General features: G+C 71.5%; 16 protein-coding genes. 6 read left to right on the top strand and 10 right to left on the bottom strand.

Going from position 1 to position 17,658, the window contains the following annotated elements; genetic code table 11:
- Nucleotides 1–2: 2 nt before the first annotated feature.
- From hisH to hisD, 5 genes are read right to left on the bottom strand one after another with little or no spacing between them, the layout of a single operon-like run.
- Nucleotides 3–650: an imidazole glycerol phosphate synthase subunit HisH gene (gene hisH, locus ACFV6X_RS11520; RefSeq protein ID WP_385381057.1), complete on the bottom strand. Its 648-nt coding sequence runs from the start codon at nucleotides 648–650 to the stop codon at nucleotides 3–5.
- On the bottom strand, nucleotides 641–805 hold the full coding sequence (locus tag ACFV6X_RS11515) for a hypothetical protein (protein ID WP_365457439.1): 165 nt from the start codon (nucleotides 803–805) through the stop codon (nucleotides 641–643). The genes hisH and ACFV6X_RS11515 overlap by 10 nt, the downstream gene beginning before the upstream one ends.
- On the bottom strand, nucleotides 802–1,395 hold the full coding sequence (gene hisB, locus ACFV6X_RS11510; RefSeq protein ID WP_365457436.1) for an imidazoleglycerol-phosphate dehydratase HisB: 594 nt from the start codon (nucleotides 1,393–1,395) through the stop codon (nucleotides 802–804). Before hisB ends, ACFV6X_RS11515 begins: the two co-directional genes overlap by 4 nt.
- The gene (locus tag ACFV6X_RS11505; RefSeq protein WP_385381054.1) at nucleotides 1,392–2,498 is read right to left on the bottom strand and encodes a histidinol-phosphate transaminase; all 1,107 of its coding nucleotides are present in this window, start codon (nucleotides 2,496–2,498) and stop codon (nucleotides 1,392–1,394) included. The genes hisB and ACFV6X_RS11505 overlap by 4 nt, the downstream gene beginning before the upstream one ends.
- Entirely contained in the window at nucleotides 2,495–3,820 is a 1,326-nt protein-coding gene (gene hisD, locus ACFV6X_RS11500; RefSeq protein ID WP_385381052.1) for a histidinol dehydrogenase, read from the bottom strand. Before hisD ends, ACFV6X_RS11505 begins: the two co-directional genes overlap by 4 nt.
- A 184-nt stretch (nucleotides 3,821–4,004) precedes the next feature.
- Between hisD and ACFV6X_RS11495 the strand changes: the two genes are divergently transcribed.
- The 3 genes from ACFV6X_RS11495 to ybaK all read left to right on the top strand — a co-directional run bounded on the left by ACFV6X_RS11495 (nucleotide 4,005) and on the right by ybaK (nucleotide 6,928).
- Nucleotides 4,005–5,585: an oxidoreductase gene (locus ACFV6X_RS11495; RefSeq protein ID WP_385381049.1), complete on the top strand. Its 1,581-nt coding sequence runs from the start codon at nucleotides 4,005–4,007 to the stop codon at nucleotides 5,583–5,585.
- Between the two features lie 71 nt (nucleotides 5,586–5,656).
- Nucleotides 5,657–6,397, top strand: a complete 741-nt coding sequence (locus tag ACFV6X_RS11490) for an LON peptidase substrate-binding domain-containing protein (protein WP_385381047.1) — start codon at nucleotides 5,657–5,659, stop codon at nucleotides 6,395–6,397.
- 27 nt (nucleotides 6,398–6,424) lie between these two features.
- On the top strand, nucleotides 6,425–6,928 hold the full coding sequence (gene ybaK, locus ACFV6X_RS11485) for a Cys-tRNA(Pro) deacylase (RefSeq protein WP_385381044.1): 504 nt from the start codon (nucleotides 6,425–6,427) through the stop codon (nucleotides 6,926–6,928).
- A gap of 191 nt (nucleotides 6,929–7,119) precedes the next feature.
- Here ybaK and ACFV6X_RS11480 read toward each other — a convergent pair whose 3' ends face one another.
- From ACFV6X_RS11480 to ACFV6X_RS11465, 4 genes are all read right to left on the bottom strand, one after another.
- Nucleotides 7,120–7,806, bottom strand: coding sequence for an AAA family ATPase (locus tag ACFV6X_RS11480; RefSeq protein ID WP_385381041.1), 687 nt, complete (start codon nucleotides 7,804–7,806; stop codon nucleotides 7,120–7,122).
- A 34-nt stretch (nucleotides 7,807–7,840) separates the two neighbouring features.
- Nucleotides 7,841–8,662: an ABC transporter permease gene (locus tag ACFV6X_RS11475; protein WP_385381038.1), complete on the bottom strand. Its 822-nt coding sequence runs from the start codon at nucleotides 8,660–8,662 to the stop codon at nucleotides 7,841–7,843.
- A gap of 79 nt (nucleotides 8,663–8,741) precedes the next feature.
- Nucleotides 8,742–9,761, bottom strand: a complete 1,020-nt coding sequence (locus ACFV6X_RS11470) for an ABC transporter ATP-binding protein (RefSeq protein ID WP_385381035.1) — start codon at nucleotides 9,759–9,761, stop codon at nucleotides 8,742–8,744.
- A 142-nt stretch (nucleotides 9,762–9,903) separates the two neighbouring features.
- Nucleotides 9,904–11,121: an NYN domain-containing protein gene (locus ACFV6X_RS11465; RefSeq protein WP_385381032.1), complete on the bottom strand. Its 1,218-nt coding sequence runs from the start codon at nucleotides 11,119–11,121 to the stop codon at nucleotides 9,904–9,906.
- A gap of 235 nt (nucleotides 11,122–11,356) precedes the next feature.
- Between ACFV6X_RS11465 and ACFV6X_RS11460 the strand changes: the two genes are divergently transcribed.
- Nucleotides 11,357–11,521 carry a hypothetical protein gene (locus ACFV6X_RS11460; RefSeq protein WP_365457409.1) on the top strand — a complete coding sequence of 55 codons (165 nt, stop codon included), beginning with the start codon at nucleotides 11,357–11,359 and terminating at the stop codon, nucleotides 11,519–11,521.
- A 92-nt stretch (nucleotides 11,522–11,613) separates the two neighbouring features.
- Here the strand turns inward: ACFV6X_RS11460 and dnaE are convergent, their stop codons facing one another.
- Nucleotides 11,614–15,153 (bottom strand): DNA polymerase III subunit alpha, encoded by a 3,540-nt coding sequence (dnaE, locus tag ACFV6X_RS11455; protein WP_385381029.1) that lies wholly within the window; start codon nucleotides 15,151–15,153, stop codon nucleotides 11,614–11,616.
- A gap of 214 nt (nucleotides 15,154–15,367) precedes the next feature.
- Here dnaE and ACFV6X_RS11450 point away from each other — a divergent pair, with 214 nt between their 5' ends.
- Both ACFV6X_RS11450 and ACFV6X_RS11445 read left to right on the top strand, forming a co-directional pair.
- Nucleotides 15,368–16,720, top strand: a complete 1,353-nt coding sequence (locus ACFV6X_RS11450) for a DUF2252 domain-containing protein (protein ID WP_385381026.1) — start codon at nucleotides 15,368–15,370, stop codon at nucleotides 16,718–16,720.
- 79 nt (nucleotides 16,721–16,799) lie between these two features.
- Nucleotides 16,800–17,492 (top strand): hypothetical protein, encoded by a 693-nt coding sequence (locus ACFV6X_RS11445; RefSeq protein WP_385381023.1) that lies wholly within the window; start codon nucleotides 16,800–16,802, stop codon nucleotides 17,490–17,492.
- Nucleotides 17,493–17,658: the final 166 nt, after the last annotated feature.

Genomic DNA, 17,658 nt, shown 5'->3' with positions numbered 1-17,658 from the left:
CTCTACAGGGTTCCGATCCAGTTGGTGAGCAGCTGCGCGCCGGCGTCGCCGGACTTCTCGGGGTGGAACTGCGTGGCCCACAGGGCGCCGTTCTCCACGGCGGCCACGAAGGGCTTGCCGTGCGTGGACCAGGTGACGAGCGGTGCGCGCATCGCCGGGTTCGCCGTCTCCAGGGTCCAGTCCTGTACGGCGTAGGAGTGCACGAAGTAGAAGCGGGCGTCGGCGTCCAGGCCGGCGAACAGCTCGGAGCCGGCCGGTGCCTCCACGGTGTTCCAGCCCATGTGCGGCACGATCTCGGCCTGCAGCGGCTCGACCGCGCCGGGCCACTCGTCGAGGCCCTCGGTCTCGACGCCGTGCTCGATGCCCCGGGCGAAGAGGATCTGCATGCCCACGCAGATACCCATCACGGGGCGCCCGCCGGCCAGCCGCCGGTCGATGATCCAGTCGCCGCGGGCCTCACGCAGGCCGGCCATGCAGGCGGCGAAGGCGCCGACGCCCGGCACCAGCAGGCCGTCGGCGTTCATGGCCTTGTCGAAGTCACGGGTTATCTCGACGTCGGCTCCCACGCGCGCGAGGGCGCGCTCGGCCGACCTCACGTTGCCGAAGCCGTAGTCGAGGACGACGACGCTCCTGGGGGCGCTCAATTCCACACCTCCAACCGCAGGACGCCCGCGACCAGGCACATCGCGGCGCCGATGGAGAGCAGCACGATCAGGCCCTTGGGCATCTGCTGCTTGACGAAGGAGACGATGCCGCCGACCAGGAAGAGGCCGACGACGATCAGCAGCGTGGAGGTGCCGGTCACAGCGCGCCCTTCGTCGACGGGAGGATGCCGGCCGCGCGCGGGTCGCGCTCGCAGGCGTAGCGCAGGGCCCGGGCCAGCGCCTTGAACTGGCACTCCACGATGTGGTGCGCGTTGCGCCCGTAGGGCACGTGCACGTGCAGCGCGATCTGCGCCTGGGCGACGAACGACTCCAGGATGTGCCGGGTCATCGTCGTGTCGTACTCGCCGATCATCGGCGCCATCTTCTCGGGCTCGGTGTGCACGAGGTAGGGGCGGCCGGACAGGTCGACGGTGACCTGGGCGAGGGACTCGTCCAGGGGCACCGTGCAGTTGCCGAAGCGGTAGATCCCCACCTTGTCGCCGAGCGCCTGCTTGAAGGCGGCGCCCAGCGCGAGGGCGGTGTCCTCGATGGTGTGGTGCGAGTCGATGTGGAGGTCGCCCTCGGTCTTCACGGTCAGGTCGAACAGACCGTGCCGGCCGAGCTGGTCGAGCATGTGGTCGTAGAAGCCGACCCCGGTCGACACGTCGACCTTGCCGGTGCCGTCGAGGTCGATCTCGACGACGACCGATGTCTCCTTGGTCGTGCGCTGCACGCGTCCCACGCGGCTCATGAACTCTGCTCCTTCTTCAACTCACGGACCGCGTCGAGGAACGCGTCGTTCTCGTCCGGCGTCCCGGCGGTGACCCGCAGCCACCCCGGTACGCCGTTGTCCCGGACCAGGACGCCCCGGTCGAGGATCCTCTGCCAGGCCTCGTGGGCGTCGGCGAACCGGCCGAACTGCACGAAGTTGGCGTCCGACTCGGTGACGTCGTAGCCGATCGCGCGCAGTTCGGCGACCAGCCGGTCCCGCTCGGCCTTCAACTGCTCGACGTATCCGAGCAGTGTGCCGGTGTGCTCCAGGGCGGCCAGGGCGGTCGCCTGGGTGACCGCCGACAGGTGGTAGGGCAGCCGTACGAGTTGCACGGCGTCGACGACGGCCGGGGCCGCGGCCAGATAGCCGAGGCGCAGGCCGGCCGCGCCGAAGGCCTTGGACATGGTCCGGGAGATCACCAGATGCGGGCGGCCCTCCAGCAGCGGCAGCAGCGAGGCGCCGTGGCTGAACTCGACGTACGCCTCGTCCACGACCACCATCGACGGCTTCGCCGCCTGTGCGGCCTCGTAGAGGGCCACCACCGTCTCGCGCGGGACCGCGTTGCCGGTGGGGTTGTTGGGGGTGGTGACGAAGACGACGTCGGGCCGGTGCTCGGCGATCGCCTTCTCGGCGGCCGCGGCGTCGATGGAGAAGTCGGCCTGCCGGGGACCGGAGATCCAGCCGGTGCCCGTCCCGCGCGCGATGAGGCCGTGCATCGAGTACGACGGCTCGAAGCCGAGGGCCGTGCGGCCCGGTCCGCCGAAGGTCTGCAGCAGCTGCTGGATGACCTCGTTGGAGCCGTTGGCCGCCCAGACCTCGGCGGGACCGACCTCGTGTCCCGAGGTCGTGGTCAGGTAGGCGGCGAGCCGGGTGCGCAGCTCGACCGCGTCGCGGTCGGGGTAGCGGTTGAGGTTCCGGGCCGCCTCGCGGACCCGCTCGGCGATCCGTTCGACCAGCGGCTCGGGCAGGGGGTAGGGGTTCTCGTTGGTGTTCAGCCGTACGGGCACGTCCAGTTGGGGCGCGCCGTAGGGGGACTTGCCGCGCAGCTCGTCCCGTACGGGGAGATCGTCGATGCCAGTCACTTGCCCACGGGTACCTTCCAGTCGAACCGGGCCTTGATCGCCGCGCCGTGCGCGGGCAGGTCCTCCGCCTCCGCCAGCGTCACCACGTGGTGCGCGACCTCGGCCAGCGCGTCCCGCGTGTAGTCGACGATGTGGATACCTCGCAGGAAGGACTGCACGGACAGGCCCGAGGAGTGGCAGGCGCAGCCGCCGGTGGGCAGGACGTGGTTGGACCCGGCCGCGTAGTCGCCGAGCGTGACCGGCGCCCAGGGGCCGACGAAGATCGCGCCGGCGTTGCGGACCCGTTCGGCCACCGCGGCGGCGTCGGCCGTCTGGATCTCCAGGTGCTCGGCGCCGTAGGCGTCGACCACCCGCAGGCCCTCGTCGATGCCGTCGACCAGGACGATCGCGGACTGCCTGCCCTTGAGGGCCGGGACGATCCGGTCGTCGATGTGCTTGGTGGCCGCGACCTGCGGCTCCAGCTCGCGCTCCACCGCGTCGGCCAGCTCGGCGGAGTCGGTGACCAGCACCGCCGCCGCCAGCGGGTCGTGCTCGGCCTGGCTGATCAGGTCGGACGCGACGTGCACCGGGTCGGCGGTGGCGTCGGCCAGCACGGCGATCTCGGTCGGGCCGGCCTCGGCGTCGATGCCGATCCTGCCGGTGAAGAAGCGCTTGGCCGCGGCGACCCAGATGTTGCCCGGGCCGGTGACCATGTTGGCGGGCGCGCAGGACTCGGTGCCGTAGGCGAACATCGCCACGGCCGTCGCGCCGCCGGCCGCGTACACCTCGTCGACGCCGAGCAGGGCGCACGCGGCGAGGATCGTGGGGTGCGGCAGCCCGCCGGACTCCGCCTGCGCCGGGGAGGCGAGCGCGATCGACTCGACGCCGGCCTCCTGGGCGGGCACGACGTTCATGACCACGGACGACGGGTAGACGGAGCGGCCACCCGGCGCGTACAGGCCGACCCGCTCGACCGGCACCCACTTCTCGGTGACCGAGCCGCCGGGCACGACCTTGGTGGTGTGGCTGGTGCGGCGCTGCTCCCGGTGGACGAGGCGGGCCCGCCGGATGGACTCCTCCAGGGCCGCGCGCACGGCCGGATCGAGCTCCTCCAACGCGCGGGCGAGCGCCGCGGCGGGCACCCGCACCCGGTCGAGCTTGACGCCGTCGAACTTCTCGGCGAAGTCGATCAGCGCCGCGTCGCCCCGATGATGCACGGCCTCGCAGATCGGACGCACCTTCTCCAGGGCGGCCGCAACGTCGAAGTCGGCTCGGGGCAGCAGGTCGCGCAGGGCGGGACCCTCCGGGAGGGCGTCGCCGCGCAGATCGATTCGGGAGATCACACACCCAATTCTCGCAGACCCGGACGGGGCGCCGTCCGCGCGTATCAATGGCTGATACGAGACCCCGCTCACGCTGTGTGCAACCACCTGGAAGATCACCTTCACCTGGCGTGTTCGGCGCGTCACCCAGCGGGCATGAACGGCAGTACGAAACCCGTGAGTAGCAGGGGAGGGAGGGAACACCGTGACCGACGGTGCCGGCCTCCGGGACGGGGAACTGCCGGACGATCTGAACGCCGCCGAGGCCGGTATGTGGCAGGCCTTCCGCAACGGCAGCGTGTACGACCTGAGCAGCGGGGACACCGTGGTGGACGATCCGCACGGCCGGCACCCCTGGGGGCCCGGACGGACCGTGCGGGCGCGCATCGTGTGCTGGCTGCTCCTGGACGGGCCGCCCGCCCTGGCGGGCCGGGTGTCCGCGCTGAAGCTGACCGGCGTGCAGATCAGCGGCAGCCTGGACCTCGCGGGCGGCGCGGTGGTGCCGTACGTCGAGCTGCGGAGCTGCCGCTTCGAGCGGGAGATATTGATGCCGGAGGCCCGGTTCAGGACCGTACGGCTGGTGAACTGCTCGGTGCCGCGGCTGGAGGCCGCCCGGGTGAACACCGAGGGTGATCTGCATCTGCCGCGCTGCCGGTTCCTGGGCGGCGTCCGGCTGACCGACGCGCACATCGGCACGGACCTGCTGCTCAACCAGGCCGTCGTACACCGGGACCGCACCGGTCGCTCGATCTCCGCGGACGGCATCACCGTCGGCCAGGACCTCCAGGCCGAGATGCTGGAGTCGCACGGCGAGCTGAGCCTGCGCAGCGCGAACGTGGGCGTCTCGCTCAGCCTGCGCGGGGCCCGACTGCGCAATCCGTACACCCGGCAGGCGCTGAACGCCCCGCAGCTGACCGTGGGGCGCACGCTGTACCTCTCCCCGGCGGGCGTCGGCGGCCCGCAGCTGGCCGGACGCACACCCGCGCGCGGGACCCGGATCCAGCACTTCGAGTGCCAGGGCGGGGTGCGCCTCGACGACGGCCGGTTCGGGGACGCGGTCGACCTGGAACGCGCCCGGTTCACCTTCACCGATGACCAGGAACTGTCCCTGCGCCGGGTGCAGGCTCCCGAGCTGCGCTTCCTCGGGGAGCGGCCGCAGCGTGGCAAGGTGGTGCTGTCCGGCGCACGGACGATCAACCTCGTCGACCGGGCGGGCAGCTGGCCCGGCATCGGCAATCTGGCCATGCGGGGCTTCGTCTACGAGAACCTGGTGCCCCAGGGGTCGTTCCCGCTGGCCCGGCGGCTGGCCTGGGTGGCCGCGGCGACCGCCGAGTACCACCCGGAGCCGTATGAGCGGCTCGCCGCCGTGCTGCGCGCGAGCGGCGAGGACGAGGACGCGCGCGAGGTGCTGCTCGCCAAGCACCGCCGCCGCCGCGAGACCCTGCCGCCGACCGGGAAGCTCTGGGGGTACGCGCAGGACTTGGCGGTGGCCTACGGGTACCGGCCGGGGCGGGCCGCGGTGTGGATGGCGGTGCTGTGGGCGGCGGGCTCGCTGGCCTTCGCGTCCGCCGGGCGGCCCCGGACCGGCACCAGCACCGGCGAGCCGCCGTGGAACCCCGCCCTGTTCGCCCTCGACCTGCTGCTGCCGGTGATCGACCTGGGCCAGATGGGTTTCTGGCATCTGGACGGCGGCTGGCAGTGGCTCGCCGCCGCTCTGGTCCTGCTCGGCTGGATCCTCGCCACGACGGTCGCGGCGGGGGCGACACGGCTGCTGCGGCGCAATTAGGGCGCTCCGCGGTGCCCAGGGAGTGGGCGGGGCGGACGGGTACGGTCCGGCGACCATTAGGCTCTAGCGTCGTGACCACCGTCCGGCTGCCGCTCTTCCCCCTGAACACAGTGCTGTTCCCGGGGCTGGTGCTCCCCTTGAACATCTTCGAGGAGCGCTACCGCGCCATGATGCGCACGCTCCTGAAGACCCCCGAGGACGAATCGCGCCGCTTCGCCGTCGTGACGATCCGCGACGGCCACGAGGTCGCGGCCAGCGAGCCCGGCCTGCCCGACCCGACGTCGGTGCCCGAGCGGGGCTCGGCGGCCGGCTTCGGCGCCGATCCGGCCAAGGCGTTCCACGGCGTGGGCTGCGTGGCCGACGCGGCGACGATCCGGGAGCGGGCCGACGGCACGTTCGAGGTGCTGGCGACCGGGACGACCCGGGTGCGGCTGCTGTCGGTGAACGCGTCGGGGCCGTTCCTCACGGCGGAGCTGGAGGAGCTGCCGGAGGAGCCGGGCGACGAGGCGGGGGCGCTGGCCGAGGGGGTGCTGCGGGCGTTCCGGCAGTACCAGAAGCGGCTGGCGGGAGCACGCGAGCGCTCGCTGTCGACGGGCGGCGACCTGCCGGACGAGCCGTCGGTGGTGTCGTACCTGGTGGCGGCCGCGGTGATGCTGGACACCCCCACCAAGCAGCGGCTGCTCCAGGCGCCGGACACCGCGTCCCGGCTGCGCGACGAGCTGAAACTCCTTCGCTCCGAGACGGCCATCATCCGTAGCCTGCCGTCACTGCCGGCGTCGGAGCTGACGCGGGCACCGACGAGCCTGAACTGACCTGCGACGACCTGGGGAACAGCCCGGATGGCGAAGAAGCCGAAGAAGAACCAGCAGTCCGGCGGCACGCCCGCGACGGTGGCGCTGACGGCGGCGGGCGTGGACTTCACGATCCACTCCTACGACCACGACCCGTCCCACCCCTCCTACGGCGAGGAGGCGGCACAGGCGATGGGCGTCTCACCGGACCGCGTCTTCAAGACGCTGGTGGCGGACGTCGACGGCACCCTGACGGTCGCGGTGGTCCCGGTGGCGGGCACGCTGGATCTGAAGGCGCTGGCGGTGGCGGTGGGCGGCAAGAAGGCGGCGATGGCCGACCCGGCCCTGGCGGAACGCACCACGGGCTACGTCCGGGGTGGCATCTCGCCTCTCGGACAGCGCAAGAAGCTCGTCACCGTCCTGGACGGCTCGGCCGCCGCCCACGCCACGATCTGCGTCTCGGCGGGCCGCCGCGGCCTGGAGGTGGAGCTGTCGCCTCAGGACCTGGCCGGGCTCACCGAGGCGACCCTGGCCCCCATCGGCCGCGCCTGACCTCTCGACGGGATGTCCTTTCTCGGTCAAGCGGACAGGACATGTCGAAGAAGACCCGGAAACGCAAGTGGCGCATACGGAAACGCCGGGCCAACCATGGCCGGCGTCCGTCGTAGGGGCCGGCGCCCGTCGCCGGGGCCGCCGGAGCCGTGTCCCAGCCCTCTCACGGTCGGTCCGGCCGGCTGTGCGAGCTACCGGGCCTCTCCGTGCGGCCCGTACCCCACCGGCTCGGGATCCCGGGGCCCGAACAACGCCGTCAGCCCCAGGTGCACCAGCAGTCCCGAGAACGACCAGGCCAGCAGCGCCCCCTTCGCCGCCAGCTCCAGCGGCGCCGAGAAGGTCACCCCCTTGCCCACGTCCTTGGCGTGCGCCAGCACGTCCTGCCCGGGCCCGAGCCATACGCCCAGCCGCCAGGCGAGCAGCGACCCGAGCAGCCCGCCGAGGCCCAGCGCGACCACGAGCGGCGCACCCCCGCGCCGCCGCACCAGGAACACCACGAACGCGCTCACCGCACCGAACGCCAGCGCGAGGAGAGTGAACGTTCCGTCGACCCCGATCGACTGCTCCCCCTCGGTGTCCTTGAGGTAGACGACCCACGTCCCGCTCACCACGTCACCGACCAGCGGCACTCGTGGCGCCAGCCAGTCCCACAGCACCCCGAGCAGCACCCCGCACAGCGCCAGGACCACCGTGATCACGGTGGCCTCCCGCAGCTCGGTCTTCATCCCGGGCCCGTCCTCACCCTTGCTCGCCTGGGCGCTTCCGTGAGCGACGGCGTGAGCGTGCCCACCCGCACCGTGTCCGGCCCCGGCCGGGGGCCACGCACGGTGCGAGGACTGTTCATGCGGCGGCGGTGGTGGCGTCAACGGTGCTGTCACCCTGACATCGTGCCAGGCCCGTCCGTGGCGTGCGTCACCGGACGGCGGCCCGGCGGTACGCCCAGGTGGCGACCGCCAGCGAGATCACCCCGACCCCGGCGCACACGGCGAGGTCCGCGGCCACCCGGGCCCAGTCGGGCTGCGCGGCGAAGGTCCGCGCGTACGCCTCCACCCCGTACGTCGACGGCAGCAGATCCCGGGCGAACCGCACGATCTCCGGCATCCGGTCCGGCGGCAGCACGCCCAGCAGCAGCGCCGCCGACATCCCGAGCTGCCCCAGCAGCGTGGCCAGCTCCGGCCGCGGCGCGAGCAGCCCGAGGGCGGCCCCGAGCCCGGCCAGCGCGGCCCCGGCCAGCGGGATCACGGCCAGCAGGACCCACAGGTTGGCCATCGGCAACCCGAACAGCACGCATCCGAAGACGGCGGTCACCAGCGTCCCCGGCACGGTGAAGGACGCGTACGCCCCCGCGGCTCCCAGCACCACCGCGGCCGGCGGCACCGGCAGCGTGGCGTAGTGGTCGAGCCCGCCGGTGGCCCTGAGTTGCCCGAAGTACTGCGCGAGGAGGTTCAGCGCGACGAACGCGACGACCACGATCGACGAGCCGGCCACCACGGTCTGCGCCTCGCCCCCGCCGTCCACCACGCCCCGCATCATGATCATGATGCCGACGGACTGGAAGGTCGCCACGAACAGCAGCGGGATCCGCGCCACCCGCGCCCGGGACAGCTGCGCCCGGTAGACGGCCGCCAGCGACGGCCACAGCCGCGCGGGCGGCGCGAGCTCGGCCGCGCCCCGGGCCGCTCCGTCGGCGGCCAGGACACTGCCCGGCAGCACTTCTGCGGGTACGACACTCACGTCGCGCTGCTCCCCTTCCGCGGTTTCACTCCGGCGTTTCCCCCGTTCCGTACGGATGCGACGGCCCGACGACTCACGCTCATGCCTTGACCAGCCCCTGCCGCGCCGCCCCGCCGAGCGCCATGTACACGTCCTCCAGGCTCGGCGTGGTCAGGGTGAAGTCGTCCAATGCGGCGAAGGCGGCCCCGCCGGTGACCGTCGAGACGACCGCGCGGGCCTCCTCCGGGGCCAGCCGCAGCGTCCAGCGCCGCCCGGACTCCACGACCCGGTCCCGCAGCGCGGCCACCTCGGGCACGTCCAGCGGGGCCCGCTCGCGCCACACCAGATCGACCCGCACCTCACCGGCGACCTGCTCCTTCAGCCCGGAAGGGGTGTCGCAGGCGATCACGCGTCCCTGGTCCAGGACGGCGACCCGGTCGAGCACGGTCTCGGCCTCGATGACGTTGTGGGTGACCAGCACGACGGTCGTGCCGCGCTCGGCCCGGCGCCGGTCCACCGCGGACCACACGGCCCGCCGCGCCACGGGGTCCATCGCCGCGGTGGGCTCGTCCAGCACGAGCAGCGGCCGCTCCCCCACCAGCGCCGCGGCGAGGCAGGCCAGCCGCCGCTGTCCGCCGGAGAGCTTCTTCAGCGGCCGCCCGGCGATCGCGGTGAGCCCCAGCTCCTCCAGCACGGCGTCCCGCTCCGCCCGCGCCGGCCGCGCGTCCAGTCCGCGCAGCCGCGCGGTGGTCTCGGCGGCGAGGGCCACGGTCAGTTCGTCGAGGGCGGTGGACTCCTGCCCGAGGTAGGCGAGGATGCGTGAGGCCCGCTCCGGGTGGCGCACGATGTCGTGGCCGAGGATCTCGACACTGCCCTTGTCGGGCCGCATCAAGCCGGTCAGCTGGCGGACGAGGGTGGACTTGCCGGCGCCGTTCGGCCCGAGCAGCCCGAAGATCTCACCCCGGCGCACATCGAGCCGCACGTCGTCGGTGGCCCGGACCTCTGGTGTGGCGGGCGTCCCGCGCCGGGCCCGTACCGCCGGATAGGTCTTGGTCAGCCCACGTACCGCACACACGACCTCACCACTGTCCCGGAAGGCCTGTGCCGCGCGCGTACTCACAAGGGACGAGCCTACGGGGTCCACACCCCCGGCACGCTCCCGGGTCGGCCTACGCCACGAAAACCGCCTCTGAGCATGAACCCACCGCAACGGCACGCGAGCACGGCGGCGCCGGGCGGCGCCGGAGCCGCCCGGGCACCGCTCACTGCTCCACGGCGGGGGCGGGTTCGGCCGCCGTACGGACGTCGATCTCCCGCCAGAAACCGGCCCGGATCGCGTACCGGTCGTGCTCGTCGATCTGGTCGTCCTTGTGGGCGAGCAGCCCGAAGCGGGCGGCGTACCGCAGCAGTTCCCCGTCGATCCGGTGTGGGATCCGTGGGTACATCCCGGACAGCTTCTGCAGGTGGGCCTGGTCGCCGAGCCGGGCCATCCACCGTCGCGCGAACACCTGTCCGACCTCGTACGGGTCCCCGCCGACGGTCGTGATGTCCTCCTCCCGGTCGGCCCACCGCTGCTCCGCCGTCGTCAACTGCGCCAGCGTCGGCATGGAGGCGACCTCGGGCGGCTCAGCGGCGACGCCGGGGCGGTCCACCCAGCCCTTGTCGGAGGACCAGCGCAGGGTCGCGGTGGCGGGCTGCGGGGGCTGCGGGCCGTGGGCGCGCAGCGCGGCCAGGTCCTTGGGCGTCGGGACGCCCTTGGGCGCCGGGACCCGCTCCTCGGCGCCGTTCTGTGCGGCGGCCGGGGCGGTGCGCGGCGGCTCGTCGGCGGGCCGCTCGGTGGCGGGGGCGAGCGTGGAGTCGGGCAGCGGCGCGGACAGGATCGCGGCGATCTCCGGCCGGGGTACGGGCGGCGGTGCGCAGATCCCGCCCAGTTCCTTGGCGCGTACGGCCTTGGTGATCCACGTCCGGTCGAGCACGCGCCGCTCGTCGGCCTCGGCGACCAGGTCCTCGGACTGGTTGTAGTCGCCGTCGGCGGCCTGTACGGCCCACAGGTGCACGGCGACCCCGTGCTCCTTGGCGGCCATCATGCCCGGCAGCAGATCGCCGTCGCCGGTCACCAGGACGATGTCGGAGCAGGCGCGGTTGCGTGCCAGCTCGGTGAGCTCGGCGTGCATCGCGGCGTCGACGCCCTTCTGGTTCCACCGGCCGTCGCTGCGGGTGAGCGCGCCGAGGCGGACCGTGACCCGGGGCATCACGCGCAGTCGGCGGTGCTCGGGTTGCGGAACGCGGTCGGGGGCGCCGTCGAACCAGTAGATGCGCAGCAGCGGCCGTTCCGTGTCGGACTCGGCGCGTTCTCGCAGCCCCTGGATCAGGGCGGTGTGATCCACGGTGATCCGGGACCGTGAGGGCTCCCCGGCGAGGAGGCTGGCGGCGGCCCCCAGCAGATACCCGGCGTCCACCAGGACGACGCAGCGGTCCACGCGACTCACCCTCTTCCCGGGAGGTTTGCTTCGGGCTTCCTTCGAGTCTGCCCGACCACGCGGGGGTTAACGGCCCGAACTCGATCTTCGGCGTGGCGTTTCGGGTATTCGCGCTCCCCTCTCGCGCCGACAAGCCCTGTCACACACGGTAATTGTCCGACATGCGATCGTTATCGGCATATGTGAATCTGGTCCCGGCCCTGGCCCCTAGATCCCCCTCAGGAGGCAGATCACCATGGCCAAGAACAAGAACCGTGACCGTAAGCAGCAGCAGACCGGCCGTGCCGCCCGGCAGCCGGAGCAGCAGTCGGCGGAGCCGATGTCGGAGCAGCAGGCCGCGCAGCCGTCGCCGATAGACGTGGCCCGCAAGGGCCGGCAGAAGCGTTTCGGCCACAACTGACATCCGCACAGCGGGTCGTTGCGGCCCCGGCAGATGACGAGGGGCGCGTCCGGCATCGGAGGCGCCCCTCGCTCACGTCGGGACGGGGGACCTCAGCCCGCCAGGCAGGACGGCCCGAGCAGCACCTTCAGATCGCCGAACAACGCGGGGTCCGGCTTCACCCGGTGCCGGTCCAGGCGCAGAACGGTCGTCTTCGTCGGCCCCTGGAGCTTGATCCGCACCTCGCTGTCGCCCTTGTGGTGGGTGAGGATCTCGCCGAGCCGGCTGATCATCGGCGGAGTGACCTTCACCGCCGGGATGGTGAGCACCACGGGCGCGTTGGTGCCCGCGTTGGACAGGTCGGGGACCATCAGCTCCATCGCGACCAGCCGCGGCACGTCCTCGCGCTTGTCGAGGCGGCCCTTGACGAACACCACGGCGTCCTCGACCAGTTGGGTCGACACCAGCTGGTACGTCGCCGGGAAGAACATGCACTCGATGGAACCGGCGAGGTCCTCGACCGTCGCGATCGCCCAGGCGTTGCCCTGTTTGGTCATCTTGCGCTGCAATCCCGAGATGATGCCGCCGATGGTGACCACCGCGCCGTCCGCGTGCTCACCACCGGTGAGTTGGGCGATGCCCGCGTCGGCCTTGTCGGACAGCACGTGCTCCAGGCCGAAGAGCGGGTGGTCGGAGACGTACAGACCGAGCATCTCCCGCTCCTGGGCGAGCAGGTAGGTCTTGTCCCACTCCTCGTCGGTGAAGACGACGTCGAGTCCGAAGCCGGGCTCGTCGCTCTCCTCCTCGCCCATGCCGCCGAAGAGGTCGAACTGGCCCTCGGCCTCCTTGCGTTTGACCGCGACCACGTTGTCGATCATCGGCTCGAAGTGCGCGGTGAGGCCCTTGCGGGTGTGCCCCAGGCTGTCGAACGCGCCCGCCTTGATCAGGGACTCCGTGGTGCGCTTGTTGCACGCGGTCGCGTCGACCTTGTCGAGGTAGTCGGGGAAGGACGCGTACTTGCCCTTGGCCTTGCGGCTCTTGATGATCGACTCGACGACGTTCGTACCGACGTTGCGCACGGCCTCCAGGCCGAAGAGGATCACGTCGTCGCCCTGGGCGGCGAAGTTGTGCACCGACTCGTTGACGTTCGGCGGGAGCACCCTGATGCCCATGCGGCGGCACTCGTTGAGGTAGACGGCCGACTTGTCCTTGTCGTCCTTGACCGAGGTCAGCAGGGCTGCCATGTACTCGGCGGGGTGGTTCGCCTTGAGGTAGGCGGTCCAGTACGACACCAGGCCGTACGCGGCGGAGTGCGCCTTGTTGAACGCGTAGCCGGCGAAGGGGACCAGCACGTCCCACAGGGCCTGGATGGCCTCGTCGCTGTAGCCCTTGTCCCGGGCGCCCTTCTGGAAGAGGACGAAGTTCTTGGCCAGTTCGTCGGGCTTCTTCTTGCCCATCACACGGCGGAGGATGTCGGCCTCGCCGAGCGAGTACCCGGCGATGATCTGGGCCGCCTTCTGTACCTGCTCCTGGTAGACGATCAGGCCGTAGGTGACGGCCAGGACCTCTTGGAGGGGCTCCTCCAGCTCCTTGTGGATCGGGGTGATCTCCTGGAGCTTGTTCTTGCGCAGCGCGTAGTTGGTGTGCGAGTCCATGCCCATCGGGCCGGGACGGTACAGCGCCGACACGGCGGAGATGTCCTCGAAGTTGTCGGGCTTCATCAGGCGCAGCAGCGAGCGCATGGGGCCGCCGTCGAACTGGAAGACGCCGAGGGTGTCGCCGCGCTGGAGGAGTTCGAAGGTCGTCGGGTCGTCGAGCGGCAGGGAGAGCAGGTCGAGGTCGATGCCCTTGTTGGACTTCACCATCTTCACGGCGTCGTCCATGATCGTCAGGTTGCGCAGGCCGAGGAAGTCCATCTTCAGCAGGCCGAGCGACTCGCACTGCGGGTAGTCCCACTGCGTGATGGTCACGCCGTCCGTGTGCCGCACCCAGATCGGGGCGTGGTCGACGATGGGCTCGCTGGACATGATCACACCGGCGGCGTGCACGCCCATCTGCCGCACCAGGCCCTCGACGCCCTTCGCGGTGTCGATGACCTTCTTGACGTCCGGCTCGTTCTCGTACATCCCGCGGATCTCGCCCGCCTCGCTGTAGCGCGGGTGCGAGGGGTTGGTGATGCCGTCGAGGTCGATGCCCTTGCCGAGGACGTCGGCGGGCATCGCCTTGGTGAGGCGGTCGCCCATCGCGTACGGGTAGCCGAGCACGCGCGCGGAGTCCTTGATGGCGTTCTTCGCCTTGATCTTGCCGTAGGTGCCGATCATGGCGACCTTGTCGGCGCCGTACTTCTCCGTCACGTACCTGATCACCTCGACGCGCCTGCGCTCGTCGAAGTCGATGTCGACGTCGGGCATGGAGACGCGCTCGGGGTTGAGGAACCGCTCGAAGATCAGGCCGTGCGGGATGGGGTCGAGGTCCGTGATGCCCATGGCGTAGGCGACGATCGAGCCGGCCGCGGAGCCTCGGCCGGGGCCGACCGCGATGCCGTTGTTCTTGGCCCACATGATGAAGTCGGCGACGACGAGGAAGTAGCCCGGGAACCCCATCTGGATGATGACGTCCATCTCGTACTCGACCTGCTTCTGGCGGTCCTCGGGGATGCCGCCGGGGAAGCGGCGCTCCATGCCGCGGCGCACCTCCTCCTTGAACCAGGTGACCTCGGTGAAGCCCTCGGGGATGTCGAACTTGGGCATGAGGTCGCGCTTCTCGAACATGCCGTCGGTGTCGACCATCTCGGCCACCAGGAGCGTGTTGGCGCAGCCCTCCTGCCAGGCGTCCGAGGAGTCGATGGCGTACATCTCGTCCGTGGACTTCAGGTAGTAGCCGGTGCCGTCGAACTTGAAGCGGTCGGGGTCGGAGAGGTTCTTGCCGGTCTGGATGCACAGCAGCGCGTCGTGGGCGCCCGCCTCGTGCGCGTACGTGTAGTGCGAGTCGTTGGTGACCAGCGGGGGGATGCCGAGCTTCCTGCCGATCTCCAGGAGGCCGTCGCGGACCCGGTGCTCGATCTCGATGCCGTGGTCCATCAGCTCCAGGAAGTAGCGGTCCTTGCCGAAGATGTCCTGGTAGTCGGCGGCCGCCTTCAGCGCCTCGTCGTACTGACCGAGGCGCAGCCGGGTCTGGAGCTCGCCTGAGGGGCAGCCGGTGGACGCGACGATCCCCTCGGACCACTGGGAGATCGTCTCCTTGTCCATCCGGGGCCACTTCTGGAGCCACCCCTCGGCGTACGCGTCCGAGGACAGCCGGAAGAGGTTGTGCAGACCCGTCTTGTTCACGGCCCACATCGTCTTGTGGGTGTAACCGCCCGAACCGGAGACGTCGTCCCGCTTCTGGTGCGGCTGGCCCCACTGGATCTTGCGCTTGTTGCGCCGGGACTCGGGGGCGACGTACGCCTCGATGCCGATGATCGGGGTGACGCCCGCCTTCTTCGCGCTGTGGAAGAAGTCGTAGGCCCCGTGGAGGTTGCCGTGGTCGGACATGGCGATGTGCGTCATGCCCATCTCGTTGCACGCGTTGAACATGTCCTTCAGCCGCGCGGCACCGTCCAGCAGCGAGTACTGGGTGTGGACGTGCAGGTGCGTGAACGGCGGCTTCGACACGGCTTCGGCCTCCAAGGAAAACGTACGTCGACGGGGGTCCGACAGGCTGCGGACAGTCTGGGGGACAGCGTCGAAGTCTATGCCCCGGCTCTGACACTCGACGGGCACTCCCGCGTACCTTCGTGCGTTGGAAGGTGGCGGACGGGCTGTGCCGGTGTGCGCGCACCATCCGTCCCACAGGTCACGCACGACCCGCACCAGGAGGCACCCAGCGATGTCGTTCCCCCAGCTCGACGACGAGCACCGCGGCGAGGAGATCCTCGCCGTCTTCGACACCGCCTTCGGCGAGCTGCTCGCCGCCGACCCGGCCGCGTTCCGGGTGAAGTTCCGGAAGATGGCGGCCTCGGCGTTCGCCTTCTACCGGGGCACGGCCTGCCTCTTCTACCACGACCTGGACGCCGAGAGCGCCGGGCGCGGCGACGACGGGACATACACCGGGCCGTTCCTGGACGAGCGCACCTCGCGCGTGTGGATCCACGGCGACCTGCACGCGGAGAACTTCGGCACGTACATGGACTCGAACGGCCGGCTGATCTTCAACGTCAACGACTTCGACGAGGCGTACGTCGGCCCCTTCACCTGGGATCTGAAGCGCTTCGCCGCCTCCATAGCCCTCATCGGGTACGCGAAGGCGCTCAGCGACGAGCAGATCACCGAGCTGGTGACGATCTACGCGACGGCCTACCGCGAGCGGGTGCGCGCGCTGGCCACCGGCGCCAAGAGCGACGAGGTGCCGCCGTTCACCCTGGACACGGCCGAGGGCCCGCTGCTGGACGCGCTGCGTGTCGCCCGCTCGCTGACCCGGTTCGGGCTGCTGGACTCGATGACCGACATCCGTGACTTCGAACGCCGGTTCGCCCCGGGCGGCGGCTCCATCGAGCTGGACGCGGCCACGCGCTACAAGGTGCTCGCGGCCTTCGACGGCTACCTGGAGACGCTCCCCGAGTCCTCGCTGACCCGCCCGGACTCGTACCGGGTCAAGGACGTCGTCGGCCGCCGCGGCATCGGCATCGGCTCGGCCGGCCTGCCGTCGTACAACATCCTGCTGGAGGGCAACAGCGACGCCCTGGAGAACGACGTGGTGATCTACGTCAAGCAGGCCCAGACCCCGGCCGTCTCCCGGCACATCACCGACCCGGCGATCCGCGAGTACTTCCAGCACGAGGGCCACCGCACGGTGATCTCCCAGCGCGCCCTCCAGGCGCACGCCGACCCGTGGCTCGGCTGGACCGAGCTGGACGGGGCGGGCCAGCTGGTCGCCGAGGTGTCGCCGTACGCCGTCGACCTGGACTGGGGCGACATCGACGACCCCGAGGAGATCGCCGCGGTCGTCGCCGACCTGGGCCGCTCCACGGCCACCATGCACTCGGCCGCCGACGACGACTCGGGCCACTCCGACCTGGTGCCGTTCTCCACGGAGCGGGCCATCGACGCGGCCCTCGCGGGCGACGAGGACGGCCTCGTGCCGCTCCTGGTGGACTTCGCGCACACCTACGGCGCCCGCGCGCGTGCCGACCACCAGATCTTCGTCGACCTCTTCCGCAACGGCCGGATTCCCGGCCTCTGACCGACCGACCGTCCACCCAGGACCTCACAGGGACCCTTTAGGAGTCCCTTACGGGAGTCCGTGACACACTCTCCCCGCTATGGACATATCCGGGACACATCTCAGAGCCGTACGCGCGGCGCTGTTCACGGCGATCGTCGTGACGCTCAGCACCGCGTCGCACGTGCTGCTGTCCCGGGCCCCGCTGCCGCTGGGCACGGTGGCGGCGATCGCCGCCACCGTGTTCGTCATCGCGTACGCGCTGGCCGGCCGTGAACGCGGCTTCGGCAGGATCGCCGCGCTGCTGATCCCCCTGGAGCTGGCCGCCGACACGGTGTTCACCGCGGGCCAGCACGCCTGTTACGGCCGGGCGGGCGGCCCGGTCGCGGGCCCGCTGCGCTCGTTCGGCCTGGACGTGCTGTGCGGCGGCGGCGACGTGGGCTCACCGCTCGCGCGGATGGCGGGCACCGCCGGCACCGACCGGGTCGCCTCCGTCCTGGCGCACGCGCACCCGCAGACCGCCTGGCTGCTGCTCGGCGCCCATGTCGGCGTCGGCCTGCTCGCGGCCGCCTGGCTGCGCCGCGGCGAGCGGGCCCTGGCCCAGCTGCTGAGCGCGATGGCCGCGACCACGTTCCGGCCGCTGCTGCTGGCGGCCGCCGCCCGCACGGTGCGGCCCGCCGCACCGGCCCCCCGGCTCCCGCGCCCCACGCGTCGTACGGCCCCCGCGCGCGACCGGCTCCTCACCCACTCCCTGGGACGGCGTGGCCCGCCGCGCGTCGCCGCCTTCGCCTGACGGACCAGGCGTCCAGCACCGCGGCGCGCCCTGAGAGGCGCGGGGAACTGCGCGACAGGCCACGAGGCACGCGCAGTCGACGATCCCCCGCCACGCCCTCAGCGGCGCTCCACCCCGACGGCGTCGGGCGAACGCGTACCGCGACCAGCGACGCACGTCCAGTCCC

Origin of the sequence: Streptomyces sp. NPDC059861 (genome assembly GCF_042731435.1) — a bacterium.
Lineage (GTDB): Bacteria > Actinomycetota > Actinomycetes > Streptomycetales > Streptomycetaceae > Streptomyces.
Note: the sequence above shows the minus strand (reverse complement) of the source record. Positions and strands in the feature narration are given on the sequence as shown.